The organism is Spirillospora sp. CA-294931, assembly GCF_050946795.1.
GTDB lineage: Bacteria > Actinomycetota > Actinomycetes > Streptosporangiales > Streptosporangiaceae > Spirillospora.
Genome location: NZ_CP192006.1, coordinates 6,815,222 through 6,841,378, shown reverse-complemented (window position 1 = coordinate 6,841,378; position 26,157 = coordinate 6,815,222). Strand labels below are relative to the sequence as shown.

Genomic DNA, 26,157 nt, shown 5'->3' with positions numbered 1-26,157 from the left:
TATGACCTTGCTTCTGGTGCTCGAAGTGGGTCTCTGGGCCTAGTTATTCGTGCCGTGATGGGTCCTCTTCTTGGGGCCTGCGGCCCTGGGTGGATATTTGGAGTCGGGTTACTTTGGAGTGAGTCTCTCGAATGATCCCCAAGGATCACGCCTACTCGGCGGAGGTGAATGGAGTGTTCAATGTAATTCATGATGGTGACCGGGGTGCCACCGCGATGCAATACGCCGCGACTGTCGGCGTGGTGTCGGTGGCCTTGGTCGCGGTGCTGGCGAGCGGGGTGCGGAACGTGGCCGGCGGCGAGGTGGAGAGCGCTGTGTGTGACCTCTTCCGGGGGACGGGCTGTGATTCTCAGACGGCGATCCGGCCCGCGTCGACGGACGTGAACGGTTGGCGGCCCGATGACGGCTCTGGACGGGCCACCGGTGGACGAGCCGCTGGTGAGCCCACTCGGGTGGATTGTCAAAGGCGGCAGCAAGCCGTCGGGCCGATCGAGTCCGACCATGGACGCGGCAGTGGACGGTGGGGCCCGCCCTACCAGATCGACTACGAGGGAGGTGAGCGGGTCATTCCCAATGTCGTCATGGAACGCACCCGTTCACGTAATCGACTTTGGACGGCCCAATGTACCGAGTACTACGGTAACCGCCCTCCGCGTCAGGTCACCAGGTACTGGCTCCAGTTCGTCCAAGAGGTGCAGCTCTACAACTGCCCGCAGCCGACCGTCCTTGGTTTTCCCGTCAATACCGATTTTGGCGACTGCACCGCGGACGGTGATCCCTTCCTGCGGCTCGCGGCCGACAATCCGCTCTACGAAGGGCGACGCGAGGGCCGACCGCAGGTCTACTGCGAATCCGACGCCACGGGCTTTCCCTACTGCCTGAGCGGACCCGGGGGAGACAGGTCTTTCCTCCCGATGCCCACGTGATGAGCGATCGGATCTAGCGGAATTGGCGTACTTCGGGGCGCCTGGCCGCGCGGGGATCGGTCTCCGGGGGCGCTCGGTGGCTTCAGGTGAGTTCGCGGCGCATCGCGCGGCGGTCGGGCTTGGGGCGTGCGAGTTCGGTGAAGCCCGCGGCGCGGAAGGCGGAGGCGATGCCGGTCATGGCGTTGTCGGCGCCGGCTGCCTTGCCCTTTTGCGGTTCGACGGGGTAGGCGTCGACGGCAGGGGCCCCGTGTTCGGCCGCGAAGTCGCAGGCCGCGTTGATCATGGGGGTTTGCAGGCCGCTTCGGCGGTGCGGGGCGGACACGTACAGGCAGCTGATCACCCAGGCGGGGACGTCGTCGACCGGGCGCGTCACCGCCGAGCGCCGCATGCGCGGGTACTCCGAGCGCTCGCCGACGGCGACCCAGCCGACGGGTTCGCCGTCGAGGTAGCACACCAGGCCCGGCGGTGGATCGGTGCGGGCGCGTCGGCGCATCTGGGAGCGGTTGCCGGCGCCTTTGCCCTTCTCCCACTCCGCGAAGGACATTCGCCAGTGCATGCACCAGCAGCCCCGTGCGCCTCCGTTCGCGCCCATGACCTTCTCGAAGTCGGCCCACGTGTGCCTGGTCAAGGCCGCGGAAGTGATCTCGGGAAGTTCCGCCATACAGACGATGTTACCATCTTCAGCCAATAGACGGTGACGCGTGACGGCCAGGCCGAGGCGGAGGCATCCATGGCGACCGATCCATCGCACCCCGCTCCGGGGCGGCTCGAACTCGTCCGGAGCCTGGTCAACACCGAGGACCGGTATGGCGGCCACGACGAACTGGCCGATCCCGAACGGGCCGGGGCGTGGCTGGCGGATCGATGGCCGTCGACCCCCCGCCGGACGCTTGCGGCCGGGCGGTTCGACGGACTGCTCCGGTTGCGCGCCACCGTCCGGGACCTGGTGGCCGCCACCACCGAGGGGCGGCCGCCACGGCGTGAGACCGTGGCCGAGTTCAACCGGCTCGCCGCCGCGCAGCCGCACGTCGTCCGGCTGGACCTGGATGACGCGGAGGGTCTGTCCTCCACCTTGCGGGCGCATCGGCGCGGAGACCTCCCCTTCGCGGGCGAGGTCGTCGCGGCCGTGCACGAGGCGGTCGGCGCGGGAACCTGGTCGAGGCTGAAAGCGTGCGCCAACCCCGAATGCGGGTGGCTGTTCTACGACGTTTCCCGCAGCCGTACCGGACGCTGGTGCTCCATGGCGGCGTGCGGTTCCCTGCACAAGGCCCGCGCCTATCGGAACCGGCGGCGAGACAGGGCCGGGCCGTAGCCCAGGGCGGCCCTAGCTCGGCAGGGGAAAGGTGGAGAGGGTGATGACCGAGATCCGGTCGTCCCGCATGGCCAGGTTGACTCGTTGGCCGAAGCGGAGCATGCGGAGGCCGCCCTTGTCGAAGGCCTCGGCGTCGAAGGCGAGTTCGGTGCCGTCGTCCAGGAGGACGCTCCCGGTTCGGGTGGCGGACTCGTAGGTGCGGACTGTTGCCTGCATGGGCGCAGCTTAACGGGGCGGGCCCGGCAGGGACATGATTCGTTCGGCTATCGCTGCGGTGCGGGGGCCCGTTCCCAGGATCAGGGCTTTCCGCAGGTCGTCGAGGGTGTCCACGTCGTGGCGGACGCTGTCGACCCCGTCCAGCAGGAGTTCTCGGGCGCCCCGGGCCCGGTGGGCGGTGCGGGAGTCGCGGCCGAAGGCGGGGGAGAAGGGGACGCCCGGACGGGCCGTGTAGAGGGTCGTGCCGGTTCCGGCGGCGTCTGGGACGAAGGCTTCGGGGGATTGGGCGGCGGCGTCCAGGACGCGGGCCAGCTCTTCGGGGCGCAGGGCCGGCAGGTCGGCGGAGATGGCTCCCACGCCTTCTCGCGGGGAGGCTTGGCGGGTCTTGGCGGCGCCGTGGACCAGGGCCGGGTTGAGTCCCGCGTCGGGTTCGTCAGGGACGATCCGGGCGCCCAGAGCGGCCAGCTCGGCGGCCGGGAGCGGGTCGTCGGTGACGACCGTCACACCGTGGACGCGGTCACAGCGCAGGGCGGCGGCGACGGTGTCGGCCGCGATCGCCAGCGCCAGGGCCTCGCGGTGCGGGCCGGCGGACGCGGACATGCGTGTTTTCGCCCTGGCCAGCACCTTGACCGGTACCACAAGCGTCCACTGGAGAGAAGGCGCGCTGCGCGCTGCTGTAGACATGGCAACTCGACACTATGCGCAGGCAACCGCGAGACTTGAGGACACCCCGCGTTCACGCGGGGGACGGATTGAGGAGGGGGCGGGCATGAGGCATGAATACTCGCCGGCCTGGCGAAGGTTCACGATCGTCATCCTGCGCCCGTTGCTGTACGGGATGCTGAAGCGCGAGTGGCGGGGTCGTGACAACGTTCCCAAGGACGGCGGCCTGATCATCGCCGCCAACCACATCTCCGAGGCCGACCCGTTCGCCCTGGCGCACTTCGTCTACGAGGCGGGCCGGTACCCGGTCTACCTGGCCAAATCCACGCTGTTCGACGTGCGGGGGATCAGGGCCGTGCTGCGGGGTACCGGTCAGATTCCCGTTTACCGCGACAGCAAGGATCCCTCCGTGGTGCTCCGCGACGCCGAGACGGCGCTCCTGGACGGCGAGTGCCTGATGTTCTACCCCGAGGGCAGTTGCACGCGCGATCCCGAGCTGTGGCCGATGACGGGCCAGACCGGGGCGGCGCGGCTCGCCCTGAAGACCGGCGCCGCCGTGGTGCCGGTGGCGAGCTGGGGCGCGCATGAGCTGTTGCCCTACAAGAAAGGGGAGCCCACCGGGCTTCGCGGACGGTTGAAGAAGGGCTTCCACCCCTTCCCGCGCAAGACGATGCAGGTGATCGCGGGGCCCCCGATCGACCTCTCCCGGTTCGAGGGTGAACCTCTGACCAAGGAGACGCTTCGGGCGGCCACGGACGAGATCATGAGAGCCATCGCCGAGCTCCTGGGCGAGCTGCGCGGCCAGACCGCGCCCGAGGAGCTGTACGACCACCACAAGGTGCTCGAAGAACGGCGAAAAGCACAGACGGGTGAGGAGGCCTCGTGACTTTCCGTACGGCCGTCATGGGCGCGGGCTCTTTCGGCACCGCGATCGCCAAGATGCTGACCGACGCGGGCGGTGAGGTCACCGTCTGGGGCAGGCGGCAGGGCCCCGTCGACGCGATCAACGATCGGCACGAGAACGCCGACTACCTGCCCGGGATCGTCCTGCCGGCGAGCATCCGGGCCACGGTCGACCCCGCCGAGGCGCTGGACGGGGCCGACTTCGTGGCGCTGGCCGTCCCGGCGCAGACGCTGCGGGGCAACCTGGCCGAATGGGTGCCGATGCTCCCGCCCGAGGCGATGCTGGTCAGCCTGATGAAGGGCGTCGAGCTCGGCACGACCCGCCGGATGTCGGAGGTGATCGCCGAGGTCGCCGACGTCCCGGTCGAGCGGGTCGGGGTGTTCTCCGGGCCCAACTTCGCCGCCGAGATCGCCGCCGGACAGCCCGCGGCGGCGGTGGCCGCCTGCGCCCACGAGCCCGCCGCGCAGCGCCTCCAGGCCGCCACGATGTCGCCGTACTTCCGCGTCTACACCAGCACCGACGTGGTCGGCGTCGAGCTGGGCGGCGCGGTGAAGAACATCGTCGCGCTGTGCGTGGGGATGGCGGTCGGGCTGGGGTTCGGCGACAGCACCCGCGCGCTGCTGATGACGCGGGGGCTGGCCGAGATCGCGCGGCTGGGCGCGGCGCTCGGCGCCGACGAGCACACCTTCGCGGGCCTGGCCGGGATGGGCGACCTGATCGGCACGTGCAGCTCGCCGCTGTCGCGCAACCGGACGTTCGGCGAGAACCTCGGACGCGGCATGACGCTGGAGCAGGTGGTGGCGGCCACCAAGCAGACGGCCGAGGGCGTCAAGTCGTCCGAGCCGGTGCTGGAGCTGGCCCGCAAGCACAACGTCGAGATGCCGCTCACCGAGGCGGTGGTGAACGTGCTCCACCACGGCATGCCCATCAAGGACGCCGCCATCGCGCTCATCTCTCGCTCTCCGAAGCCGGAGCGCTACGGGGTGTGACATGCTGTGCGCGATGCGTAGAGACAATCGCGGACACGGAGAGAACACCCGCTCGGTCCACCTGCCGTCGCCGTCGGTGCCGCAGCAGGCGCCGGTGGGGCTGCCCGTCTGGCGCACCAGCGCGTTCAGCTTCGCCGGCGCGGCCGAGCACGCCGATCTGCTGAGCGACCGCACCCCCGGCTACTGCTACAGCCGCATCGACAACCCCACCAGCGACGCGTTCGCCGCCGCGCTGGCCTCGCTGGAGGGCGTCCGGGTGTCCGACCCGGTCGAGGGCCAGGCGTTCGCGTCGGGCATGGCGGCGATCACGGCGGTGTTCCTGGCCTTCACCGGCGCCGGGACGCACGTCGTGGCGCCGTCCACGGGGTTCGGCGGCACCCGCGACCTGATCACCGGCGTGCTGGCCCGGTTCGGGGTCGAGTCCACGTTCGCCGACATGGGCGACCCGGTGGCCGTCCGGCGGGCGATGCGTCCCGCCACCCGCATGATCTGGGCCGAGACGCTCTCCGAGCCGACCGGCGCGGTCGCCGACCTGCCGGGCCTGGCCGAGGTCGCGCGCGACGCGGGCGCCATGCTCGCGGTCGACTCGACCCTGGCCACACCGGTGGTGTGCCGCCCGCTCGAACACGGCGCCGACCTGGTCGTCCACTCGGCCACCAAGTACGTCGGCGGGCACGGCGACGCCACCGGCGGCGCGGTCGTCGGCCGGATGCGCCCGATGGCCGAGATCCGGCGGGTCCGCGTCGAGACCGGCGCGGCCCTCGCGCCCGACGAGGCGTTCCTGCTGCGCCGGGGGCTGGAGACGCTGCCGCTGCGCGTCCGGCGCCAGTGCGACACCGCCAACATCTTCGCCGCGGCCGTGGCCCGGCACCCGGCCGTCCGGTCGGTCGACTACCCGGGTCTGCCCGGCCACCCCGGCAACGCGCGGGCTCGCGCGCTGTTCGACGCGGGCCCCGAGGGCGGACGCTACGGCGCCATCGTCACGATCACCCCCAACGGCGGACGCGAGGCGGGCCTGGCCCTGGTCGACGCCGTGCGCCTGGCCCTGGTCGCCACGTCCGTCGGCGGCACCCGCACCAAGGTCGCGCACGTGGCCACGACCACCCACCAGCGCCTGGACGACGCCGACCTGCGCGCCGCCGGGATCGACCCGGGCGCCGTCCGGTTCTCCATCGGCCTGGAGGACGCCGACGACCTCGTCCGCGACGTGACCGAGGCCCTCGACACCATCGGCCGGGCGATCCCGGCCGTCTCCGTCAGCGCCTGCGGCGGCTGACGGAACCCGCCCGGGCCCGCACCGCGTCGTGGCCCGTACCCGCTGATCACCGGTAGGGTCGGTCCTCATGTCCCAGGTTTCTCCGAAGGTTCGCGTGGCCGTCGTGTTCGGCGGGCGCAGCAGCGAACACGCCATCTCCTGCGTCACCGCGGGCGCCGTCATGGCCGCCATCGACAGGGATCGCTACGAGGTGGTGCCCGTGGGCATCGCCAGGGACGGCCGCTGGGTCCTGGCGCCCGAGGGGCAGCGCCTGGCCATCGAGGACGGCCGCCTCCCCGAGGTGTCGGGCGAGGGCCGTCCGCTGGCCCTGCCGTTCGACCCCGACAGCCGCGGCCTGCTGGTCGTCGAGCCGGGCAAGGTCCCCGCGACCCTCGGCGAGGTCGACGTCGTCCTGCCCCTGCTGCACGGCCCCTACGGCGAGGACGGCACCATCCAGGGCATGCTCGAACTGGCGGGCGTCCGCTATGTCGGCGCCGGCGTCCTGGCCAGCGCCGTCGGCATGGACAAGGGCTTCATGAAGCTCGTCTGGGCGTCCCGCGGCCTGCCCATCGGCCCGTACGTCATCGTCAGCGACCGCGAGTGGCGCCGCGAGCGCAAGCGCAAGATCGACGAGATCAAGGAGCTCGGCCTCGCCACGGGCACGCCCGTGTTCGTCAAGCCCGCCCGCGCCGGCTCCAGCATGGGCATCTCCCGCGTCACCTCCGAAGACTCCCTGGAGGCCGCGATCGAGGCCGCCCGCGAGCACGACCCCAAGGTGATCGTCGAGGCCGCCATCGAGGGCCGCGAGATCGAGTGCGGCGTCCTGCAGGGCCTGGACGACGCCGCGCCCGACTCCAGCCTGCCCGCCGAGGTCGTCATGGCGTCCGGCAGCGACTTCTACGACTTCGAGACCAAGTACCTCGACTCCTCGCTCCGCCTGGACATCCCGCCGGACCTCGACCCGTCCGCGATCGAGGAGGTCCGCCGCCTGGCCGCCCGCGCCTTCGACGCCCTCGACTGCGAGGGCCTGGCCCGCGTCGACTTCTTCTACACCCCCGACGGCCGCTGGATCCTCAACGAGATCAACACCATGCCGGGCTTCACCCCCGCCTCGGCCTTCCCCCAGATGTGGGCCGCCACCGGCCTCGACTACCCGGCCCTGGTGGACCGCCTCATCCAAACCGCCCTAACCCGCCCCACCGGCCTCCGCTAACCCCCACCCCCTACCACAAGGTGCGCGTTCCGGCGCGCCCACACGTGGCCGCAGCGGCCGCCCTCGCCCGCGTGTTCGCGAGACCAGGAAGGCCGCGCGTTGGTCTACGGCTGGGCCTGCCCCTCACCGCGTGGTGCGCCGTTGCGCGCCCGGCGCGTGGCCACGGCGGCCCGCGGTGAGGGGCGGCCCGGCGGCCTTACGCGTTTGCCCGGGCCGCCTTGCGGCCCGGGCAAACGCGTTGGTTTTGGGTTCTACAGGGCTAGCCAGGTGTGGGACTTGAGGTCGTTGGTCGGGGTGGCCTGGATGCCGTTGGGGGAGAGGGTCCAGAGGGTGTCGCCGATGACGAGCGAGCGCTGGATGGCCGAGGTGTAGTCGCTACCCGGGTGCTTGATGGTGCCCTGCTTGTGGACGCCGGTGCCGTCGATCTTCAGGACGAGGGCCTCGCTGCCGTCGCCCATGCGGTCCCTGACCGGGATGACGGTCAGGCCGGACTTGGGCCAGTAGAGGAAGGCGTGCGGCTCGAAGTCGCTGGACGCCGAGGTGCCGGGCAGCTGGAAGGCGCCGACGCGGCGGGGCTGGGAGCTGACGTCGAAGAGCGAGACCTGGGTGCCCTTGGTGCTGCCGGTGCTGTCGGCGTCCTGGCCGACGCCGATGAGCTTGCCGTCGGCGGCGGGGTGCAGGTAGGCGGAGTAGCCGTTGATCTTCAGTTCGCCGGTGACCCGGGGGGACGCGGGGTTCTTCACGTCCAGCACGTAGAGCGGGTCGACCTGGCGGAAGGTGACGACGTAGGCGGTCGGGCCGATGAAGCGGACGGAGTAGATCCGCTCGCCCTTGCCCAGGCCGTCGACCTTGCCGGTCGGGGTGAGCGCCGAGCCCTTCTGCTTGAGGATGTGCAGCGTGCTCTGCGAGCGCGGGGCCCGCTCGGTGCCGACGGGGTCGTCCGGCCGCTGGAACCCGACGGGCCTGGACGTGGTCGCGACCCGCAGATGGCCCTCGTACTCGGACATCGAGTACTGGTTGAGCAGGGAGCCCTTGACCGAGCCGGACGCCACGTAGCGCGGCCGGGACGCGCCGCCGATGCTGAACTTGTGGATGTCGGTGCGCGGTTCGGACGCGGGCTTGGCGCCGCGTCCCGGGCCTTCGAAGGGGATGCCGACCGCGTCGGAGCCGGTGACGTACAGGCTCGATCCGTTGCCGTAGACGGTCTGGCCCTCGGCGGCGACGGTGACGGGGGACGGGTCGCCGAGCTCACGGTTCAGGTCGAGGGTGAGCACGGTCAGCATGCTCGTGCCCTTCTGCGACTCGGGGTGGTGGACCTGCTCGCAGGGCACCGAGTACTGCCGGGCCGCCGCGCTCCCGTTGCGCACCTCGATCTTGGGCAGCCACGCCTCCAGCGGGGCGGAGCGCACGACCTTGCGGTTGCGCTCGGTGGCCTGCTTCTCGGGCGTGCGGCCGTTGGGCAGGCGGGGGAAGGTGAACTGCGGCGACGACTTGACCACGACGCGGGCGATCGAGCCGTTCTGGCGGGCGTCCAGGTAGTCGCTCCGCGTGGTCATGGAGCCGAGGACCTTGGGTGCGCCGGACAGGTCGACCAGCGTGAGCCGGGTCTGGGGTCCCTGCGACGGGACGGGCGACTCGGCGGCCGGGGTGTCGGACGAACGCGCGTACCTCGGGTAGCCGCGCTCGATGACCAGGGCGCGGTCGCCGCTGAGCAGCAGCTGCTCCTGACCGGTGGCCCGGCCGGGACGGTCCGGGTCGGTGAGCGCGAGGCGCCCGGTGACCTTGCGGGACGCGGCGTCGATGACGCGCAGCCCGTCCCCGGCGAGCGCGACGATGCGGCGCCCGTCGGTCTTCACCTGGTCGGGCTCGTCGGTCCCGACCTCGTGGACGTTGGTGCCGGAGTGCTGGGAGGTGCCGGACTGCTCCTTGGACGCCGAGCCGGGCGCGGCGTTGGGGGCCGCGCCCCTGGCGCCCGAGTCGGCCATGGCGCCGGGCGGCAGCGAGCCGTGCAGCCCGAAGGGGCCGACCTGGCGCTCGGTGGCCGAGCGCAGCCCGCCGAGCAGGTCGTCGCAGCCGGAGTAGGAGACCAGGCGCATCGGTGGCGCGTCGACGGCGTCTCCGTCGCGGCCGGTCGAGCCGGCACAGCCGGCGATCAGGGTCAGGGTCGCGGCGGCCGGGATCAGGGGGCCGTAGGTTCGGGCGCGCATTCCACTTGGATGTTCCGGAGGCCCCGTGGGTTCCGGGCCGCGGGCGGTTTCTCGGTGATCTCACCCTTACTCAACCGTCAGAGTGAGGAAACGCGTCCGAAACAGGCCGAACGCAGGATCTTCTTGTTCCCGATCCACGTTCGAAGGGACCCCTTCCGTTGTCGCCCTCGCTCGCTCCGCCGCGTTCCACGGCTCCCATCGTCCGTCCGGCCGACGTGCCGCCGCCTTCGCCGTACGCGGTCCCCGGCCATGACCGCTGGCATCCCGACATCCCCGCCGCCGCGGAGGTGATCACCGGCGGCTCGGTGCGGATGGAGTGCGAGGCGCGCGCACCGGGGGCGGACGCCGTGCTGTGCGGCCCGCTGGTCGTGGTGGGCGCCGAACCCGGGGACGTGATCGTGGTGGACGTCCTGGCCGTGGGCCGCGCCGACGGTCGTCCGGCCGCGCTGGGGCATCCCGGGATCATCGGCTGCGCGCCCCACGCGGGGTCGCTGCGCGCGGTCCCCGTCCCGGGGGCGCCCGAGGCCCGGCTGGGACGGGCCATTCGTGGGAACCCGTCCTACCGGCGGATGGAGGCCGAGTCACTGAGCAGCGAGGCGCGCGGCCGGGAGATCGGGAGCTGCGCGATCGCACCGCTGACGGCGGGCGCGCGGATCCTGCTGCCGGTGAACGTCCGGGGCGCCAAGCTGTCGGTCGGCGACCTGCACTTCCCGCGCCGGGGCGCGGACGACTGCCGTCCGGCGGGCCTGGCGGGCTGGATCGACCTCAGGATCAATCTGACCAGGCGCGGCGTCGAGCGCTTCCGGGTCATGGGTCCGCTGCTCATGCCCCGTCCCGCCTGAGGTCGTCCCCGTGACGGGCCTCACGGGGACCTGTGCTGTTCACGACGGAAACACCGGGGTATCTTTCTGGACGGATCGTCAATAAGTTGTCACTTCCCGAAGGGGAGGGCCCATGTCCGTCCAGATCGGCGAGCCGGAGAACCTCGTTCTCCAGGCGCGCGACGTGAGCTTCGACTGGTCACGGGTGCCGCTGCACTGGATCCCGGGAGACCCGGCCGCCACCCACCTGATCAACGTGCTGCACATGCTGCTGCCCGCGGGCGAGGAGTGGTTCGTCAAGGTCTTCAAGGAGGCCCTGCCCTTCATCCGCGACGACCGGCTGCGCGAGGACGTCCTGGGCTTCATCGGCCAGGAGGCCATGCACGCCTCCTCGCACGACGGCGTGCTCGACCACTTCGTCGAGCAGGGCCTGGACGTGCGGCCGTTCGTCCGGCAGGTCGAGTTCGTCTTCGAGGGGCTGCTGGGCGACCGCGACCTCACCGGCGACCGCAAGCAGGCGTGGCTCTACGAGCGCGTGTGCGTCATCGCGGCGATCGAGCACTTCACCGGCGTGCTGGGCGACTGGATCCTCAACGCCCGCGCGCTGGACGCCGCCGGCGCCGACCCCACCATGATGGACCTGCTGCGCTGGCACGGCGCCGAGGAGGTCGAGCACCGGCACGTGGCGCACGACCTCTACATGCACCTGGACGGCTCGTACCCCTCCCGGGTCCGGGCGATGGCCGAGACGATCACGATGATGATGTCGCTCTGGCACCGCGGCCACCGGTTCCTCATGGCCAGGGACCCGATCGTCCGGGGACGGGTCAAGGGCGGCCTGCACCACCTCCGCCGCACCGGCCCGGCCGGGCTGACCCCGGACGGGCGCATGGTCGGCGCCTCGGTGCTGCGCTACCTCAAGCGGTCCTACAGCCCGCTGAACGAGGGCTCCACCAGCCAGGCCCTGGCCTATCTCGCGTCCTCCCCGGCCGCGCAGGGGGCGCTGCGGTGACGAAGGCCGCCGAGATCCCCCCGGACCTCTACGGCCGCCCACGGCGCGACCGTTTCTGGGTCGCGGTCAACGCCGCGTTCAACGGCGTCGAGCGCGTCCGGCGGCTGCGGACGCTCAGGCTCCCCGGGCTTCCCGAGCCCGTCGACCGCACGCTGCGGCTGGTCGTCACCGAGGTCAGGCCCGTGGCCGACGACGTGGTGAGCCTGCGCCTGGCCGCGCCGGACGGCCGCCTGCTGCCGGGCTGGCAGCCGGGCTGCCATCTCGACGTGCTGCTGCCGTCCGGGCGGCGCCGCCAGTACTCGCTGTGCGGCGACCCGGCCGATCGCCGCTCGTACCGCATCGCCGTGCGCCGCCTGCCGGACGGCGCGGGCGGCTCCGTCGAGGTCCACCAGGCCTTGGTGGAGGGCGCCTTCGTCGGCGTCCAGGGGCCCCGCAACGCCTTCCCGTTCCTGACACGCGAGACGTACCTGTTCATCGCGGGCGGCATCGGCATCACGCCGATCCTGCCGATGGTCACCGCCGCGCACCGCCTCGGCGCCGACTGGCACCTGATCTACACCGGACGCACCCGCGCGTCCCTGCCCTTCCTGGACGAGCTGCCCCCAGGCCGGATCACCGTGCGCACCGACGACGAGCACGGCGTCCCCGACTGCGCCGAACTGCTGGACGGCGCCGCGCCCGGCGCCGCCGTCTACTGCTGCGGCCCCGCGCCGATGATCGACGGTGTTCGCGCCGCGTTCCGTCCCGGCGGGCCGTCGACCCTGCACTTCGAGCGGTTCGCCCCGGCGCCCATCGTCGGCGGCCGCCCGTTCGAGGTGGAGCTGGCGCGCTCGGGCCGGGTCCTCCAGGTCCCGGCCGACCGCTCGGCCCTGGACGTCATCCGGGACGAGCTCCCGACCGTCGCGTACTCCTGCCGCCAGGGCTTCTGCGGAACGTGCCGGGTCGCCGTGACCGCCGGGGACGTCGACCGCCGCGCCCCCTCCGACCCGGAGGCCGGGTCGATGCTCCCGTGCGTGTCGCGCGCCACGGGCGGACGGGTCACGCTCGACCTGTGAACCGGCCCGGGACGCCGGGGATTTGTGCCACCCTTGAGGGGTTTCGATCATTCCTCCCGAGGAGTCCCCGTCTTGCTCAGCCATGACCTCATCGGCCCGTACCGCGTGCTGGAACGGCTCGGCGAGGGCGGGATGGGCACCGTCTACCTCGGGGTCGACGACGCCGGACGCAAGGTCGCCATCAAGGTCATCAGGCGCGAGCACGCGGCCGACGCCCAGTACCGGGCCAGGTTCGCCGCCGAGGTCGCCGCGGCCCAGCGCGTCCGCCCGTTCTGCACGGCGCCGGTCCTTTCCGCCGATCCCGGCGCCGAGCCGCCGTACCTGGTCACCGAGTTCGTCAACGGCCCGAGCCTCAGCGGCGCCGTCGCCAAGGACGGCCCCCTGCGCGGCGCCGACCTGGAGGCCCTGGCCGTCGGCATGGCCACGGCGCTGACGGCCATCCACGACGCCGGGGTGGTGCACCGCGACCTCAAGCCCGCCAACGTCCTGCTGTCGCCGCTCGGTCCCCGGGTGATCGACTTCGGCATCGCCCGGTCGGTCGAGGCGGCCCGCCTGACGGCCACCGGCGTGATGGTCGGCACCCCGGCGTTCATGGCGCCCGAGCAGCTGAGCGGGTCCGACGCCGTCCCGGCCTCGGACGTGTGGGCCTGGGGCGCGACGGTCGCGTTCGCGGCCCGCGGATCGGCCTGCTTCACCGGCGGGACGGTCCCCGCGATCATCCACCAGATCCTCAGCGGCGAGCCCGACCTTTCAGGGCTGGACGGCACCGTCCTCACGGTCGTCCGGGCCGCGATGGCCAAGGACCCGGCCCACCGTCCCACCGCGCAGCAACTCCTGGAACGCCTGATCTCCAGCGGCGGCCAGCCCGCCCCCACACCCCAGCAGTCCCAGGCCCCCGCACACCCGCGGACGCAGGACGGCCCAACGCCGTCCCTGCGCTCGGACGAGGCCGCCGTCCTGGTCGAGCGCCAGTACCGCGTGGCCGCCGAGACGGGCGACACCACCGCGATGCAGAACCTCGGCGCCCTGCTGAGCCAGCGCGGCCAGAACGCCGAGGCCGAGTACTGGTACCGCCGCGCGGCGACCCAACCCCAGACGCAGGCCTCGAACCACGGCTACCAGACGGGCTACAACCAGCCCTACGGGCAGCAACAGCCGCCCCTCCAGACCCCCGTGCCCGGGCACGACCCGAGCAAGAACAACTCCGTCGCCATCTACGCCCTCACCTTCGGCATCGTCGGCCTGTTCACCTGCGGCCTGCCCTCGATCCCGGCGATCATCGCGGGCCATCTGGCGTGGAACCAGATCCGCCGCACCGGCCAGCGCGGCATGGGCCTCGCCCTGACCGGCATCGCCCTCGGGTGGGTCATGGTCGCGATCTGGGTCCTGCTCGGCATCGGCACCCTGCTCCCCGACAGCGGAACCACCACCGAATAAACCCGTTGCGGCCCTCCTCCCCGTCCTGGCACCGTTAGGGACGTCAGCAGGACAGACACCCCGGAAGGAGGACCGGTCATGGAACAGCGTCGACTTCGACTGCTCAGGGCGTCGCTCGCCCGCCAAGGCCGGTATCCCAGCTCCTGACCCCGGTCGCGCACATCGAGTGACGCCTTGCCTCGCCTTCGCGCGGCTCTACCCCAATTGGCAGAGGGGCTCCGTTCAGGACGGAGACGTTGCGGGTTCGAATCCCGCGAGCCGCACGCAGGCCCCCGTAGCCCAATCGGTAGAGGCGGCAGTACGAGATGCTGCGCGGTGCAGGTTCGAATCCTGCCGGGGGCACGACCGGCCCAAGGGGTGGCGCCGAAGCTGGAGAGTCGGGCCTGGCTGTAAACCAGGTGTCCTAGGACTGAGCGGGTTCGAATCCCGCCCGCCCCACATTCGTTCTCGACGCGAGACCCTCGGCGAGGCTGAGCAGGCAGGCCACGCCGAGCAGCAGCCCGGCGACCAGGCCGACGCCGCTCATCGTCCCTCCGGCGCCCCCGTATCCCATCCCGGTGAACCCGCAGGCGAACAGGGACCCGGCCCCGATCCACGCGCAGCCCAGCACCGGCAGCAGGGACCCGTTCCCGCGCCGCTCCACCAGCGCCAGCGTCGCCGCCGCGCCGAGCAGGGCCAGCGGCGCCCCCACCACCACGAACGTCTTCTGCGCCGCGGTCTCGAACTCGCCGCTCCGCAACGCCCAGCCGACCCGCAGGACCGCGTACAGCACCGCCCCGACGGCCGCCCCACGCGCCAGGAGCACCTGGACCTCACGGGTCGTCCCGCTGGGCAGCTCGTACGTCCGAGTCTCGAACAGCGGCGCCCACCGCACCCGCGCATACAGGACGAAGGCCGCCAGCAACGTGACCCCCTGAATGATGAACCCGCCATAAATAACCGCGAACACCCACGTCCCCATAGCGCCGTCATTGTCCGGCACCGCACTTCCGCCCACCACCGCCTGAACCAGCAGCCCGCTGGGCAACCCGACCACAAACGGAGCGAGCAACCCAGTACCCACCCAAACAGGCACCAGGACGATCCAGGCCGGAATCCGCCGCCCCCACTCATAAGTGAAGGCCATCGCGACGAGCACGGCCACCAACTCCATCCCCGCCGTAACGACGTTGGCGACCACGTACTTATCGGAGTGCATCTCGTCCTGCCCCTCAGCACCCACCCCCAGATTCCCGCCCCCAATCCAGATGACCTTGAGCACGAGATAGGGCAAACACGCGACAACAGTCCCGTAGCAGGCCAGCAGCCGATACTTCCGAAGTCCGTAATCCATGCTGCCCAGCCTGAAACACCCTCACGCCCCTTCACCTCCCGCCCACGGGGGACCCCCCTCCCACCCCAGACCGACCCACCCAAAGCAGGGCCGTCGCTACCGCTCGGACAACCCCATAGGGCCCCCGCACAGGTTCAAAATATTCGTGACAGGGTGGACGAATGGCGACGAACCGCGGGCACTCACCCGGTCTCCACCCCACCGGATTCGAACCGTGGTCGGACACCACTCCGGTCCACAGTGATCTCCTCGCGGTGAAAGCGCTCGTCTACGACCCCTGTGGATTCGCCTGCTCGCAGCCGGCCCCAGAAACCGAGAGCGCCGCGTACGCCGCCCACGCCTTCACCCTCGACGGACTCGCCGTCCGATTCCGCGCAGCCAAGACGACCCCGACCAAGGTCGGCCAGTTCGTCACCGTATGGAAGAGGTCCCCGGGCGGGCCCATCCAGCCTTTCGACGCCACCGACCCCGTCGACCTCTTCGTCGTCAGCACCCGCGACCATCATCACTTCGGCCAGTTCGTCTTTCCCATGGACGCGCTCTGCCGACACGGCGTCGCATCAGCAGGCGGTTTCGGTGGGAAGCGAGCCTTCCGCGTCTACCCGCCTTGGGTAACTACCACCAACCGCCAAGCCGGCGCTGCGCAGGCGTGGCAACTGGACCACTTCCTGCACCTGCCCCAGGACCGGCCCATCGACTCCGCCCGCGCCCAAGCGCTCTACCACCCATAGGAACCGACCGCCGCAGGGGTGGTTTCAGATCTGGCCCTCGGGTTTGGCGGGGATGGTGCTTTTGAGGGACTCGCCGAGTTCGATGAGGACGTCGCCCGGTGGGGTGTACTTGGCGGGGACCGTCACCTCGACGTAGGCCTGGCGGGCGACCGCGGTGAAGGTGACCGGGCGGTCGACGGGCTGGCCGAACCAGTCGACGCCGTTGATGGTGACCAGTTGCGAGGTGGGGCGCAGGGCCGGGGGGCGGGCGACGCCGCAGCGCAGGGCGATGGCGGGGGAGCCCCAGGCCGCCGTCAGGCGCGAGTCGGGGCTGGTGTCGCGGCGGGCCAGGCCGTGGACCTTCTCGGGCAGCCGCAGGCCCTCGCACAGTTTGGCGGTGACCGGGTCGGGCTCGGGGGCCTGGACCTGGACGGCTCCGTCGCCGCAACCGGCCGCCAGCAGCGCGAGCAGCAGCGGGGCGAGACGGAGCGGGCGGGGCACGGGACGGGCGTCAGATATGGACGATGGGGCAGGTGAGCGTCCGGGTGATGCCCTCGACCGCCTGGATCTGCGCGACGACGAGCTTGCCGAGCTCGTCGACATTGCGCGCCTCCGCTCGGACGATCACGTCGTAGGGCCCGGTCACGTCTTCGGCCAGGGTGACTCCGGTGATGTCGGAGATCTGGCGCGCCACATCGGCGGCCTTGCCGACCTCGGTCTGGATGAGGATGTAGGCCTGCACCATCACGTCCTCCCCTGGCGGAGAATTTGACTTCGGACGGTCACCGTATCGTGTTACGCGCTCCGGCGGGGGTCCGGGGTCCGGCGAAGAACGTTTTCCGGACGAGCGAAGACGGGGGCGGATGAGCACCATCGGAGAGCTGGGCGAATTCGGGCTGATCGCGCGGCTGACGCGCGGGCTGCCCGCGGGGCCGGCGGTGGAGCTGGGGCCCGGCGACGACGCCGCCGTGATCGGCGCGCCGGACGGCCGGGTGGTCGCCACGACCGATCTTCTGGTGGAGCGGCGGCACTTCCGTGTCGATTGGTCGCCGCCGTACGACATCGGGTGCAAGGCGGCGGCGCAGAACCTCGCCGACATCGTGGCGATGGGCGCGGCCCCGACGGCGCTGCTGGTGGGGCTCGCGGCCCCGACGAGCACCCCGGTGGAGTGGGTCGAGCGGCTGTACGCCGGGCTGGTCGAGGAGTGTGGGCGCGCCGGGGCTTCGATCGCCGGAGGGGACGTGGTGGGCGCGTCCGAGATCCTGCTGGCGATCACGGCGCTCGGTGATCTGGCGGGGGAGCGGCCGCTGACGCGTTCGGGGGCGCGTCCCGGGGACGTGGTCGCCGTGCGGGGCAGGCTCGGATACTCCAACGCGGGGATGGAACTGATTGACCGGGGGGCGGAGGGGCCCGCCCAGCTGATCGAGGCGCACCGGCGTCCTCAGCCCCCGTATGAGGCGGGCGCGGAGGCGCGGCGCGCGGGCGCGACGGCCCTCATGGACGTCAGCGACGGGCTCGTCCAGGATCTGGGGCACATCGCGGCGGCCAGCGGCGTGCGGATCGAGCTCGACTCGGCCGCGCTGCCCGTCCCGGCGATCCTCGGGCCGGACGGCCCGCGCCACGTCCTGACGGGCGGCGAGGACCACGCGTTCGCGGCGACGTTTCCCGAGGGTGCCGCGCCGGCGGCGTGGACCGTGGTAGGAGTGGTCACTCAGGGCACCGGCGTGCTGGTCGACGGGCGTCCCGGAGGCACCGGTGGCTGGGACCACTTTCGCCAGTAAACCCACGTAAAACGGGATGAGTCGAGTTCTGCGGCTTTGCTCGTCTTGTGGGCATGATTGGTGTGGATTTGGTATACATCCTGTGATCGAAGAGGGATGGGATGGGACGACACACCAGGGACGATCTGCTCGACGAGACGGAGCCCGATCCGTCCTCCAAGAGCGGTTTCGCGGCGCTGATCGCCGTGACACCCGTCCCCCTTATGCCCATCTTCGCGCTGGTCTTGGCGGTGGGCGTGGTCTCCTACGCCTTCAGCACCGAGCAGATCTCCCTCAACTTCGCGGGCGGCGCCCCCAAGGAGCCGATCAACGGCGCGGGCGAGTCGCAGGTCTCCCAGCGGGGGCCGGGCAACCGTCCCAGCCGCCAGGCCCGCCGTCCCGACGGGCTGCTGGTCGCGTTCCGGTCGACCGGCCGCACCGCCAACGGGTTCACCTTCACCGCGACGATCGCCAACAAGGGCCGCCGTCCGGTGCCGCGCTGGGCGCTGGCGTTCAAGATCCCCGGAGCCTCGATCGTCTCGGTGCGCGGCGCCACGGTCGTGCGCACCGGCCAGCTCGGCTGGGTCCGCAGCCGCACCGGGGCGCCCGCGCTGGCCCCGGGCCGATCGGTGAAGATCGCGTTCGTGGCGCAGGGGTTCCTGCGCGGCCCCTCGACCTGCGTGCTCAACCGCCTTCCCTGCGCCAAGGTCTGACCGGGCGAACCGCCTTAAACTGGGCGCCATGGAGCACACCCCGGTCCACGCACCGCCCCTCGTCCTGACGATCGCGGGCTCCGACTCCGGCGGCGGAGCGGGAATCCAGGCCGACCTGAAGACCATGCTCGCCCTCGGGACCCACGGCATGAGCGTGATCGCCGCCGTGACCGCGCAGAACTCCCTCGGCGTCCAGGGCTACTGGGAGCTTCCGGGCGAGGCCGTCCGCGCGCAGCTCGACTCGGTCATCTCCGACATCGGCGTCCACGCGGTCAAGACCGGGATGCTCGCCTCGGGTCCGCTGGTCGAGATCGTCGCCGAGGTCCTCGCCGCCACGGACGCCCCCAAGATCATCGACCCGGTCGGCGTCTCCAAGCACGGCGACCCGCTGCTCGCCCCCGACGCCGTCAAGGCCGTCCGCGAGTCGCTGATGCCCGTCGCGACCGTCGTGACCCCCAACCTGTGGGAGGTCGAACTGCTCACCGGCGTCAAGGTGGTGGACGAGCCGGGCCTGCGCGAGGCCGCCGAGGCCGTCCTGGCCCTCGGCCCCGAATGGGCGCTGATCAAGGGCGGGCACCTGCCCGGCGACCCGACCGACCTGCTCTTCGACGGCGAGCGCGAGTACCGCTTCACCGCCCCGCGCCACGACAACCGGCACACCCACGGCACCGGGTGCACGCTGGCGTCCGCGATCGCGTCCCACCTCGCGCTCGGCGAGGACGTGCCCGGCGCGGTCGCCAAGGCCAAGGACTACGTCACCGGCGCGATCGCCGCCGGGTTCCCGCTCGGCGCGGGGATCGGCCCGGTCGACCACGGCTGGCGGTTCCGGGCATGAAAAAATCGGCCCACCGGTGACGGTGGGCCGATCGGGTCCCGCGAGGTCAGACGGTCGGCTTGACGACCTTGCCGGCCTTGATGCAGGACGTGCAGGCGTTGATCCGCTTGGTGCTGCCGTTCACGACGGCGCGCACGCGCTGGATGTTGGGGTTCCAGCGGCGCGGGGTGCGGCGGTGCGAGTGGGAGACGCGCATGCCGAAACCGGGTCCCTTGCCGCAGACGTCGCAGACGGAAGCCACGGGAAACTCCAAGTGGGTGTCGATGCTCTGAAACGGAGCGAACCCTCGGTGCGGTGCACCCTGGGCGCTCACAGAAGGCGCCTCGGACGAGGCGCACAAATCAGAGTAGCCGACGCCCGGTCCGGTAAGCGAATCGATCCGCGCAATCGGGGCGCGCAGGTTCCCAAGGTGCGGGTCCGCACGGTACAGAGGTAGTCGCGGATTGCGGCGGAGGGGAGCGGGCGTGGGCGAAGTCCTCGACGGGACGGCCGTACGGCGCTGGAGCAGGCTCGCGGCCGAGGCCCTGGGCCGCACCCGGGGAGAGATCGACGCCCTCAACGTGTTCCCCGTCCCCGACGGCGACACCGGCACCAACCTGCACGTCACCGTCCTGGCGGCGGCCGACGCCCTGGAGGAGCTGCCGCACGACGCGTCTGCCGACGACGTCTGGCGCGCGCTGGCCCAAGGGGCCCTGCTGGGCGCGCGCGGCAACTCGGGCGTGATCCTCAGCCAGGTGCTGCGCGGGCTCGCCGAGATCCTGGGACGTCCCGGCACCCGCCCGGACGGCGAGGTGCTCGCCGCGGCCCTGGAGCACGCGGCGGCGCTGGCCCGCCGCGCCGTCGAGCACCCCGTCGAGGGGACGATCCTCAGCGTCCTTGAGGCCGCGTCGGACGCGTGTGCCGAACCCCACAACGACCCTGGCCTGGGCGGAGCCGCGCGGGCGGCGGCCGCCGGGGCGCGCCGGGCGCTGCGCCTGACCACGGGCCAGCTGGAGATCCTGGCCCGCAGCGGTGTCGTGGACGCGGGCGGGGCTGGGCTCTGCGTCGTCCTGGACGCCCTGGTGGCCGTGGTCACCGAGGAGTACCCCGAGCGGTACGACGTCCCCGCCCGCACCGCCGCGAGCCCCGGCCCCACCCGGGAGGAGCACGCGCCGCCCCAGAGCCCCGGCTACGAGGTCATGTACCTGCTGGACGCGCCGGACGACGCCGTCCCCGGGTTGCGCGAGGTCCTCGACGGGCTCGGCGACTCGCTCGTCGTGGTCGGCGGCGACGGCCTGTGGAACATCCACGTCCACGTGGACGACGCCGGTGCCGCCATCGAGGCGGGCCTGGCCGCCGGGCGCCCGCACCGGCTGCGCGTGACCTACCTGCACGTCCACGACGAGGAGGCGCCCCACGCCCCCTGCGTCGGGCGCGCCGTGGTGGCCGTCACCGCGGCGGACGGGCTGGCCTCGCTCTTCGAGAGCTGCGGGGCGCGGGTCGTCCGGCGCGAGCCCGGCGCCGTGCCGCCGCTGGCCGTCCTGGCCGAGGCGATCCTGGCCGCCGGGGACGAGGTGGCCGTCCTGCCCAACGAGCCCGAGGTGCTGGCCCTGGCCGAGGCGGCCGCCGAACGCGCGCGCGACAGCGGCGCCCGGATCGCCGTCGTCCCGACCAAGGCGTCGGTGCAGGGGCTCGCGGCGCTGGCCGTCCACGACCCGCTGCGCCGCTTCGGCGAGGACGTCATCGCGATGACCCGCGCGGCCGGAGCCACCCGGTTCGGGCATCTGGAGGTGGCCACCGAGGAGGCGGTCACCAGCGTCGGGCTCTGCCAGCCCGGCGACGTCCTCGGCCTGATCGAGGGCGATGTCGCCATGATCGGCACCGAACTGGCCGACGTGGCGCGGCACGTCCTGGACCGGATGCTGTCGGGCGGCGGCGAGCTGGTCACGCTGATCGCGGGCACGTACGCCCCCGAAGGCCTGACCGACGCCCTCGAAGACCACCTCAGGGTGCGGCACCCGGACGTCGAGACGGGCGTCTATGACGGGGGCCAGGAGCGTTACCCGCTGCTTCTGGGGGTCGAGTAGCGGTAGAAATGGGTGCGTGGCGAAACTCGGTGAGCCGTTGCACAAGGTCCTGGGCGACAAGACCGCGAAGGTCCTGGCCAAGGGCCTCGACCTGCACACGGTCGGAGACCTTCTGCACCACTACCCCCGCCGTTACGCCCACCGGGGGGAGCTGACCTCGCTGAGCGGCCTGGAGGACGGCGAGCACGTCACCGTCATGGCCGAGGTGGTGAAGGTCCAGGGGCGCTCCCTCAACCGCAGCCCCGGCTACGTCCTGGAGATCACCGTCACCGACGGCACCGGCGAGCTGAAGCTGAGCTTCTTCGGCCGCAAGGGCTCCTACATCGCCGAACGCGACCTGTCCCCGGGCACCCGGGGCCTGTTCGCCGGGAAGATCAGCACCTACCGCCCCCGCAGCGGCCGCGCCCAGCGCCAGCTCACCCACCCCCAGTACAAGGTCGTCGCGGCCAGGGACGCGCAGGAGGCCGCCCGCGAGTGGGCCGACGAGGTCATCCCGATCTACCCGACCACCAAGGGCCTCGACATCGACGCCATCAGCAAGTCGGTCGGCACGATCCTCGACAACCTCGACCTGGGCCCCGACCCCATGCCCGAGCTGACCCTGCGCCGCCACGGCTTCATCCCGCTGCGCGACGCCTACGAGGGCATCCACCGCCCCAAGGACTGGGACGAGCTGGCCCGCGCCCGCAAGCGCCTGAAGTGGGACGAGGCGTTCGTCCTCCAGATCGCCCTGGCCCAGCGCCGCGTGGCCGCCGCCGCCCTGCCCGCCAAGGCCCGTCCCGCCATCTCCGGCGGCCTCCTGGACGCCTTCGACGCCCGCCTCCCCTTCGACCTCACCGAAGGCCAGCGCGACGTAGGCCGCGAAGTAGCCGAAGACCTCTCCCTGGACCACCCCATGCACCGCCTCCTCCAAGGCGACGTCGGCAGCGGCAAGACCGTGGTCGCGTTGCGGGCGATGTTGCAGGTGGTGGACGGAGGAGGGCAGGCGGCTCTGCTGGCGCCCACCGAGGTGCTGGCGCAGCAGCACTTCCGGTCGATCACCGGGATGCTGGGGGAGCTGGCGCAGGCGGGGCAGATCGGGGGAGCCGACAACGCCACGCGGGTGACGTTGCTTACGGGGTCGCAGGGGGCCAAGGCGCGCAAGGCGGCGCTGCTTGAGGCGGCCTCGGGAGCGGCGGGCATCGTCGTGGGGACGCACGCGCTGCTCGAAGACCATGTGCAGTTCGCCGATCTCGGCCTGGTCGTGGTGGACGAGCAGCACCGGTTCGGGGTGGAGCAGCGGGACGCGCTGCGGGAGAAGGTGACCGGGGGGCGTCCCCACGTGCTGGTCATGACGGCGACGCCGATTCCCCGGACGGTCGCGATGACGGTGTTCGGCGACCTGGAGACCTCGGTGCTGGGGCAGTTGCCGGCCGGGCGCGCGGAGATCGCGACGCATGTCGTCCCGCCGGAGAAGCCCGCGTTCCTGGCGCGGACCTGGGAGCGGATCAAGGAGGAGGCGCGGCAGGGACGCCAGATCTACATCGTCTGCCCGCGCATCGGGGAGAAGGAGGGCGACGAGGGCGACGCCCTCGCGTCCGAGGACGACGGCGAGCGGCGTTCCCCGCTGGGCATCCTGGAGCTGCTGCCGATGCTGGAGGACGAGCTCCTGGCCGGGACGCGCATCGGCGTGCTGCACGGCAAGCTGCACGCGGACGAGAAGGACGCGGTGATGCGCGCCTTCACCGCGGGCGACCTCGACGTGCTGCTGGCCACGACCGTGATCGAGGTCGGGGTGGACGTCCCGAACGCGACGGTGATGGTGATCATGGACGCCGACCGGTTCGGCGTCTCGCAGCTCCACCAGCTGCGCGGACGCGTGGGCCGGGGGTCGCTGCCGGGGCTGTGCCTGCTGGTCACCGACGCCGAGCCCGAGAGCAAGGCCCGCGAGCGGCTGGACGCCGTGGCCTCGACGACCGACGGGTTCAAGCTCTCGCGCCTTGACCTGGAGCAGCGCCGCGAAGGCGACGTGCTGGGCGCGACCCAGGCGGGCCGCTCGTCCAGCCTGCGGCTGCTGACGCTCCAGCGCGACGAGGACGTCATCCGCGCCGCCCGCGACGAGGCGAGCGTGGTGGTGGAGGCCGACCCCGAGCTGGCCGACCACCCGGGTCTGGCGGCCGAGCTGGCGGCGCTGCTGGACGCCGACCGCGCCGACTACCTCGAAAAGGCCTGAGCGAGGAAGCCGCGAGAGCCGATCCCCGATATTTCCTACTTATTAAGTTGACTATAAGGGAAACCCAGGTCATGATGGGCATGTGAACGCGAGAGAGGCTCTGACCGCGCGCCTGCACGTCGATCTCCGGCGGCAGGCCAGCGCCCTGTGTACCCGTCGCTGATCCCCGACCCGAAACGGATCCGACGGCTTCACGGAGGCCCATCATGACGATCACCAACGAGGGGCCCGGGCTCCTGGAGAACCCCACCCTCGCCGACATCGACGACCACCTGCGCGACCCCGAGCCCGAGGTCCGGGCCGCCGCGCTCAAGGTCCTCACCAGGGCCGCCCGCGCGGGCGACGCGCCGCCCGGCACCGGCGACACCCTCGCCTGGGCCCTGGCCGACGAGGACACCGCCGTCCGGACGCTGGCCGCCGACGCGCTCGACGATCTGTCCGAGGTCTACCTGGGCGACGACGGCGTCCGCGCGCTCCGCTTCGCCGCCGCCGGAGGCCGTGACGAACGCGTGCGCGGCACCGCGTCCGCGCTGCTGGCCGCGCTCGTTCGGGGCGCCGGCGAGCTGTACGCGCAGGGTCTGCACGACGGCGAGGCGCACGTGCGGATCCAGGCCGTCCTCGGCCTGGTGGCGCTGCACGCCGTCGCCGAGGTCTCCGAGGCCGCCGACGACCCGTCCCGCGAGGTGCGGGTGGCGGTGGCCGAGGGCCTGGCCCGGCTGGCCGAGCCCGCGGGCCTGCCCGCGCTCGAACACCTCCTGACCGACCACGACCCGGTCGTGCGGATGGCCGCGATCGACGCCGCCGCCGACCTCGGCGTCCCCGAACCGCTGGAGGGACGCGTCGTCACCGCCATCGCCCACGCCAGCTGGCAGGTGCGCCGCAGGGCCGCGTTCGCGCTCGCCTCGGCCGGGCCCGAGGTGGCCGTCCAGCCGCTGATCCACGCCCTGCGCGACCGCATCGTCGACGTCCGCCGCGCCGCCGTCCAGGCCTTGGAGCAGTGGGCCACCGACCGCCCCGAAGTCGTGACCGCCCTCACCGAAGCCCTCGCCGACCCCGACCCCGGCGTCCGCACCCAGGTCCGCTGGGCGTTGTGCTGACTGAATCCTGGCCCACCTTCGCTCGCCTAGCGGCTCGCTTCCCCGCTCATTAACGCAATCGCGCGAGGGGGTTGAGGTTGTTGGTGGGTTCATAGGCGTCATGGTGACCGCTGGTCGGAGGCGCTGCTGACCGGTGGCCCGCCATGACATGCGCCCGGTGCGGATCGCCGGGCGCGTTCACGGGCGGGGGGTTCCGGGGTGGGGACTCCCCGCCCGTTCGCGCGCGATACTTGGGGACATGACCAGGGTGATCGCGGGAAGCGCAGGGGGACGGCGGCTGGCCGTCCCGACGGGACGCGACACCCGCCCGACCAGCGACCGCGCCCGGGAGGGCCTGTTCGCCACGGTGACGGCCCTGCTCGGCCCGCTGGACGGCCTGCGCGTCGCCGACCTGTACGCCGGGTCGGGCGCGGTGGGCCTGGAGGCCCTGTCGCGCGGTGCCGCGCACGCGCTGCTGGTCGAGTCGCACCCGCGCGCCGTGAAGGTCGTGCGGCAGAACGCGGCCGCGCTGGGGCTGCCCGGCGCCGTGCCGTCGGCCGAGCGGGTCGAGCGGCTCGTCCGGCGTCCTCCCGATGCCCCCTACGACCTGATATTCGCCGACCCCCCGTATGCGTTGGAGGACGCGGCCGTCACCGCGCTGCTGGAGGCCCTGCGCGACAACGGGTGGCTCGCGCCCGACGCTCTGATCGCGGTGGAGCGTGCCTCGCGCGGCCCCGCGCTGGTGTGGCCGGACGGGTACGCGGCCGAACGCGACAGGCGCTACGGCGAGGCCGTCTTCTGGTACGGACGTGCGATCGGGTGAGGGCGCGGGGGGCGGTGCCCCTGGTGTCAGGCGTCCCGAACGGGGTTTGGTACCGTCACGCCGCAGGTCGCAACCGGGACCGAAGGGGAATCACCTCGTGCGTCGCGTCGTCTGTCCGGGGTCGTTCGACCCCGTCACCAACGGGCATCTCGACATCATCAGCCGAGCCTCGCGCCTCTACGACGAGGTGGTCGTCGCCGTGCTGATCAACAAGAACAAACAGAGCCTTTTCACGGTGGATGAGCGCGTCGACATGATCGCCCAGGTCACCAAGGAGTACGGCAACATCAAGGTCGACAAGTTCTACGGGCTGACCGTCGACTACTGCAAGAAGCGGGGGATACCGGTGATCGTCCGCGGGCTCCGCGCGGTCAGCGACTACGAGTACGAACTGCAGATGGCGCAGATGAACCACCGGATCGCCGGGGTCGAGACCCTGTTCATGGCGACCAACCCGCTGTACGCGTTCCTTTCCTCCAGCCTGATGAAGGAAGTCGTCAGGTTCGGCGGTGACATCTCCGGCCTGGTGCCCGACAGCGTCCACGAGCGACTTGTGGAGCGTTTGAAGGACTCCTGACCAGGAGCGCGACGTCCCCGTCCCCGGGGCGCGAGTTGGGCC

Annotated in this window: 28 protein-coding genes and 3 tRNA genes; 23 read left to right on the top strand and 8 right to left on the bottom strand. The window is 71.9% G+C overall.

Features of this window, described 5'->3' with window-relative positions; translation table 11 throughout:
• Positions 1–131 precede the first annotated feature (131 nt).
• Positions 132–926 (top strand): hypothetical protein, encoded by a 795-nt coding sequence (locus ACQPY4_RS30880; RefSeq protein WP_433326810.1) that lies wholly within the window; start codon positions 132–134, stop codon positions 924–926.
• 82 nt (positions 927–1,008) lie between these two features.
• On the opposite strand, the gene ACQPY4_RS30875 is transcribed toward ACQPY4_RS30880, so the two are convergent.
• Positions 1,009–1,587: a GNAT family N-acetyltransferase gene (locus tag ACQPY4_RS30875; protein WP_433326808.1), complete on the bottom strand. Its 579-nt coding sequence runs from the start codon at positions 1,585–1,587 to the stop codon at positions 1,009–1,011.
• 69 nt (positions 1,588–1,656) lie between these two features.
• Between ACQPY4_RS30875 and ACQPY4_RS30870 the strand changes: the two genes are divergently transcribed.
• Positions 1,657–2,238, top strand: a complete 582-nt coding sequence (locus ACQPY4_RS30870; protein ID WP_433326806.1) for a CGNR zinc finger domain-containing protein — start codon at positions 1,657–1,659, stop codon at positions 2,236–2,238.
• Between the two features lie 12 nt (positions 2,239–2,250).
• On the opposite strand, the gene ACQPY4_RS30865 is transcribed toward ACQPY4_RS30870, so the two are convergent.
• Both ACQPY4_RS30865 and cofC read right to left on the bottom strand, forming a co-directional pair.
• Complete coding sequence (locus tag ACQPY4_RS30865) at positions 2,251–2,454, bottom strand: hypothetical protein (RefSeq protein WP_433326804.1); 204 nt, start codon at positions 2,452–2,454, stop codon at positions 2,251–2,253.
• Between the two features lie 9 nt (positions 2,455–2,463).
• Positions 2,464–3,054 carry a 2-phospho-L-lactate guanylyltransferase gene (cofC, locus tag ACQPY4_RS30860; protein WP_433326802.1) on the bottom strand — a complete coding sequence of 197 codons (591 nt, stop codon included), beginning with the start codon at positions 3,052–3,054 and terminating at the stop codon, positions 2,464–2,466.
• 169 nt (positions 3,055–3,223) lie between these two features.
• On the opposite strand from cofC, the gene ACQPY4_RS30855 reads away from it, so the two are divergent.
• The 4 genes from ACQPY4_RS30855 (at position 3,224) to ACQPY4_RS30840 (ending at position 7,478) form a co-directional block, all read left to right on the top strand.
• The gene (locus ACQPY4_RS30855; protein ID WP_433326800.1) at positions 3,224–4,003 is read left to right on the top strand and encodes a lysophospholipid acyltransferase family protein; all 780 of its coding nucleotides are present in this window, start codon (positions 3,224–3,226) and stop codon (positions 4,001–4,003) included.
• A gap of 17 nt (positions 4,004–4,020) precedes the next feature.
• Positions 4,021–5,010, top strand: coding sequence for an NAD(P)H-dependent glycerol-3-phosphate dehydrogenase (locus tag ACQPY4_RS30850; RefSeq protein WP_433339096.1), 990 nt, complete (start codon positions 4,021–4,023; stop codon positions 5,008–5,010).
• Positions 5,011–5,023: 13 nt separating this feature from the next.
• Positions 5,024–6,286 (top strand): trans-sulfuration enzyme family protein, encoded by a 1,263-nt coding sequence (locus ACQPY4_RS30845; protein WP_433326799.1) that lies wholly within the window; start codon positions 5,024–5,026, stop codon positions 6,284–6,286.
• 67 nt (positions 6,287–6,353) lie between these two features.
• Positions 6,354–7,478: a D-alanine--D-alanine ligase family protein gene (locus ACQPY4_RS30840; RefSeq protein WP_433326797.1), complete on the top strand. Its 1,125-nt coding sequence runs from the start codon at positions 6,354–6,356 to the stop codon at positions 7,476–7,478.
• A gap of 251 nt (positions 7,479–7,729) precedes the next feature.
• Here ACQPY4_RS30840 and ACQPY4_RS30835 read toward each other — a convergent pair whose 3' ends face one another.
• Positions 7,730–9,685, bottom strand: coding sequence for a beta-propeller domain-containing protein (locus ACQPY4_RS30835; RefSeq protein WP_433326795.1), 1,956 nt, complete (start codon positions 9,683–9,685; stop codon positions 7,730–7,732).
• A 158-nt stretch (positions 9,686–9,843) separates the two neighbouring features.
• Here ACQPY4_RS30835 and ACQPY4_RS30830 point away from each other — a divergent pair, with 158 nt between their 5' ends.
• The 7 genes from ACQPY4_RS30830 (at position 9,844) to ACQPY4_RS30800 (ending at position 14,448) form a co-directional block, all read left to right on the top strand.
• Positions 9,844–10,527 carry an acetamidase/formamidase family protein gene (locus tag ACQPY4_RS30830; protein ID WP_433326793.1) on the top strand — a complete coding sequence of 228 codons (684 nt, stop codon included), beginning with the start codon at positions 9,844–9,846 and terminating at the stop codon, positions 10,525–10,527.
• A gap of 112 nt (positions 10,528–10,639) precedes the next feature.
• Positions 10,640–11,518 (top strand): metal-dependent hydrolase, encoded by an 879-nt coding sequence (locus tag ACQPY4_RS30825; protein WP_433326791.1) that lies wholly within the window; start codon positions 10,640–10,642, stop codon positions 11,516–11,518.
• Positions 11,515–12,573: a PDR/VanB family oxidoreductase gene (locus tag ACQPY4_RS30820; RefSeq protein ID WP_433326789.1), complete on the top strand. Its 1,059-nt coding sequence runs from the start codon at positions 11,515–11,517 to the stop codon at positions 12,571–12,573. The genes ACQPY4_RS30825 and ACQPY4_RS30820 overlap by 4 nt, the downstream gene beginning before the upstream one ends.
• Positions 12,574–12,645: 72 nt before the next feature.
• Positions 12,646–14,010, top strand: a complete 1,365-nt coding sequence (locus tag ACQPY4_RS30815; RefSeq protein ID WP_433326787.1) for a protein kinase domain-containing protein — start codon at positions 12,646–12,648, stop codon at positions 14,008–14,010.
• A gap of 189 nt (positions 14,011–14,199) precedes the next feature.
• Positions 14,200–14,273 (top strand) — tRNA-Leu (locus ACQPY4_RS30810).
• A gap of 5 nt (positions 14,274–14,278) precedes the next feature.
• Positions 14,279–14,352: transfer RNA gene (locus ACQPY4_RS30805), tRNA-Leu, on the top strand.
• 12 nt (positions 14,353–14,364) lie between these two features.
• Positions 14,365–14,448: transfer RNA gene (locus ACQPY4_RS30800), tRNA-Tyr, on the top strand.
• On the opposite strand, the gene ACQPY4_RS30795 is transcribed toward ACQPY4_RS30800, so the two are convergent.
• Positions 14,414–15,343, bottom strand: coding sequence for a hypothetical protein (locus ACQPY4_RS30795; RefSeq protein WP_433326785.1), 930 nt, complete (start codon positions 15,341–15,343; stop codon positions 14,414–14,416). The two genes, ACQPY4_RS30800 and ACQPY4_RS30795, sit on opposite strands and share 35 nt — an antisense overlap.
• Before the next feature lie 161 nt (positions 15,344–15,504).
• Between ACQPY4_RS30795 and ACQPY4_RS30790 the strand changes: the two genes are divergently transcribed.
• The gene (locus ACQPY4_RS30790) at positions 15,505–16,074 is read left to right on the top strand and encodes a MepB family protein (RefSeq protein WP_433326783.1); all 570 of its coding nucleotides are present in this window, start codon (positions 15,505–15,507) and stop codon (positions 16,072–16,074) included.
• Between the two features lie 24 nt (positions 16,075–16,098).
• Here ACQPY4_RS30790 and ACQPY4_RS30785 read toward each other — a convergent pair whose 3' ends face one another.
• Both ACQPY4_RS30785 and ACQPY4_RS30780 read right to left on the bottom strand, forming a co-directional pair.
• Complete coding sequence (locus ACQPY4_RS30785; protein ID WP_433326781.1) at positions 16,099–16,554, bottom strand: DUF3515 domain-containing protein; 456 nt, start codon at positions 16,552–16,554, stop codon at positions 16,099–16,101.
• A 10-nt stretch (positions 16,555–16,564) separates the two neighbouring features.
• Positions 16,565–16,798 (bottom strand): Lrp/AsnC family transcriptional regulator, encoded by a 234-nt coding sequence (locus ACQPY4_RS30780; protein ID WP_433326779.1) that lies wholly within the window; start codon positions 16,796–16,798, stop codon positions 16,565–16,567.
• A gap of 118 nt (positions 16,799–16,916) precedes the next feature.
• Between ACQPY4_RS30780 and ACQPY4_RS30775 the strand changes: the two genes are divergently transcribed.
• From ACQPY4_RS30775 to thiD, 3 genes are all read left to right on the top strand, one after another.
• Positions 16,917–17,834, top strand: a complete 918-nt coding sequence (locus ACQPY4_RS30775) for a thiamine-phosphate kinase (RefSeq protein WP_433326777.1) — start codon at positions 16,917–16,919, stop codon at positions 17,832–17,834.
• Between the two features lie 101 nt (positions 17,835–17,935).
• Complete coding sequence (locus ACQPY4_RS30770; RefSeq protein ID WP_433326775.1) at positions 17,936–18,526, top strand: cellulose binding domain-containing protein; 591 nt, start codon at positions 17,936–17,938, stop codon at positions 18,524–18,526.
• 28 nt (positions 18,527–18,554) lie between these two features.
• Positions 18,555–19,361 (top strand): bifunctional hydroxymethylpyrimidine kinase/phosphomethylpyrimidine kinase, encoded by an 807-nt coding sequence (gene thiD / locus ACQPY4_RS30765; protein ID WP_433326773.1) that lies wholly within the window; start codon positions 18,555–18,557, stop codon positions 19,359–19,361.
• Between the two features lie 46 nt (positions 19,362–19,407).
• On the opposite strand, the gene rpmB is transcribed toward thiD, so the two are convergent.
• Positions 19,408–19,602 carry a 50S ribosomal protein L28 gene (gene rpmB / locus ACQPY4_RS30760; protein WP_030164391.1) on the bottom strand — a complete coding sequence of 65 codons (195 nt, stop codon included), beginning with the start codon at positions 19,600–19,602 and terminating at the stop codon, positions 19,408–19,410.
• 223 nt (positions 19,603–19,825) lie between these two features.
• Between rpmB and ACQPY4_RS30755 the strand changes: the two genes are divergently transcribed.
• The 6 genes from ACQPY4_RS30755 (at position 19,826) to coaD (ending at position 26,115) form a co-directional block, all read left to right on the top strand.
• Positions 19,826–21,427, top strand: coding sequence for a DAK2 domain-containing protein (locus ACQPY4_RS30755; RefSeq protein ID WP_433326771.1), 1,602 nt, complete (start codon positions 19,826–19,828; stop codon positions 21,425–21,427).
• A 16-nt stretch (positions 21,428–21,443) separates the two neighbouring features.
• Positions 21,444–23,639, top strand: coding sequence for an ATP-dependent DNA helicase RecG (gene recG / locus ACQPY4_RS30750; protein ID WP_433326769.1), 2,196 nt, complete (start codon positions 21,444–21,446; stop codon positions 23,637–23,639).
• Positions 23,640–23,721: 82 nt separating this feature from the next.
• A complete protein-coding gene (locus ACQPY4_RS30745; RefSeq protein WP_433339094.1) occupies positions 23,722–23,802 on the top strand; it encodes a putative leader peptide in 81 nt (26 codons plus the stop codon).
• A 43-nt stretch (positions 23,803–23,845) separates the two neighbouring features.
• Positions 23,846–24,736, top strand: coding sequence for a HEAT repeat domain-containing protein (locus ACQPY4_RS30740; RefSeq protein WP_433326767.1), 891 nt, complete (start codon positions 23,846–23,848; stop codon positions 24,734–24,736).
• 238 nt (positions 24,737–24,974) lie between these two features.
• Positions 24,975–25,538, top strand: coding sequence for a 16S rRNA (guanine(966)-N(2))-methyltransferase RsmD (rsmD, locus tag ACQPY4_RS30735; protein WP_433326765.1), 564 nt, complete (start codon positions 24,975–24,977; stop codon positions 25,536–25,538).
• A 97-nt stretch (positions 25,539–25,635) separates the two neighbouring features.
• Complete coding sequence (gene coaD, locus ACQPY4_RS30730; protein ID WP_433326763.1) at positions 25,636–26,115, top strand: pantetheine-phosphate adenylyltransferase; 480 nt, start codon at positions 25,636–25,638, stop codon at positions 26,113–26,115.
• Positions 26,116–26,157: the final 42 nt, after the last annotated feature.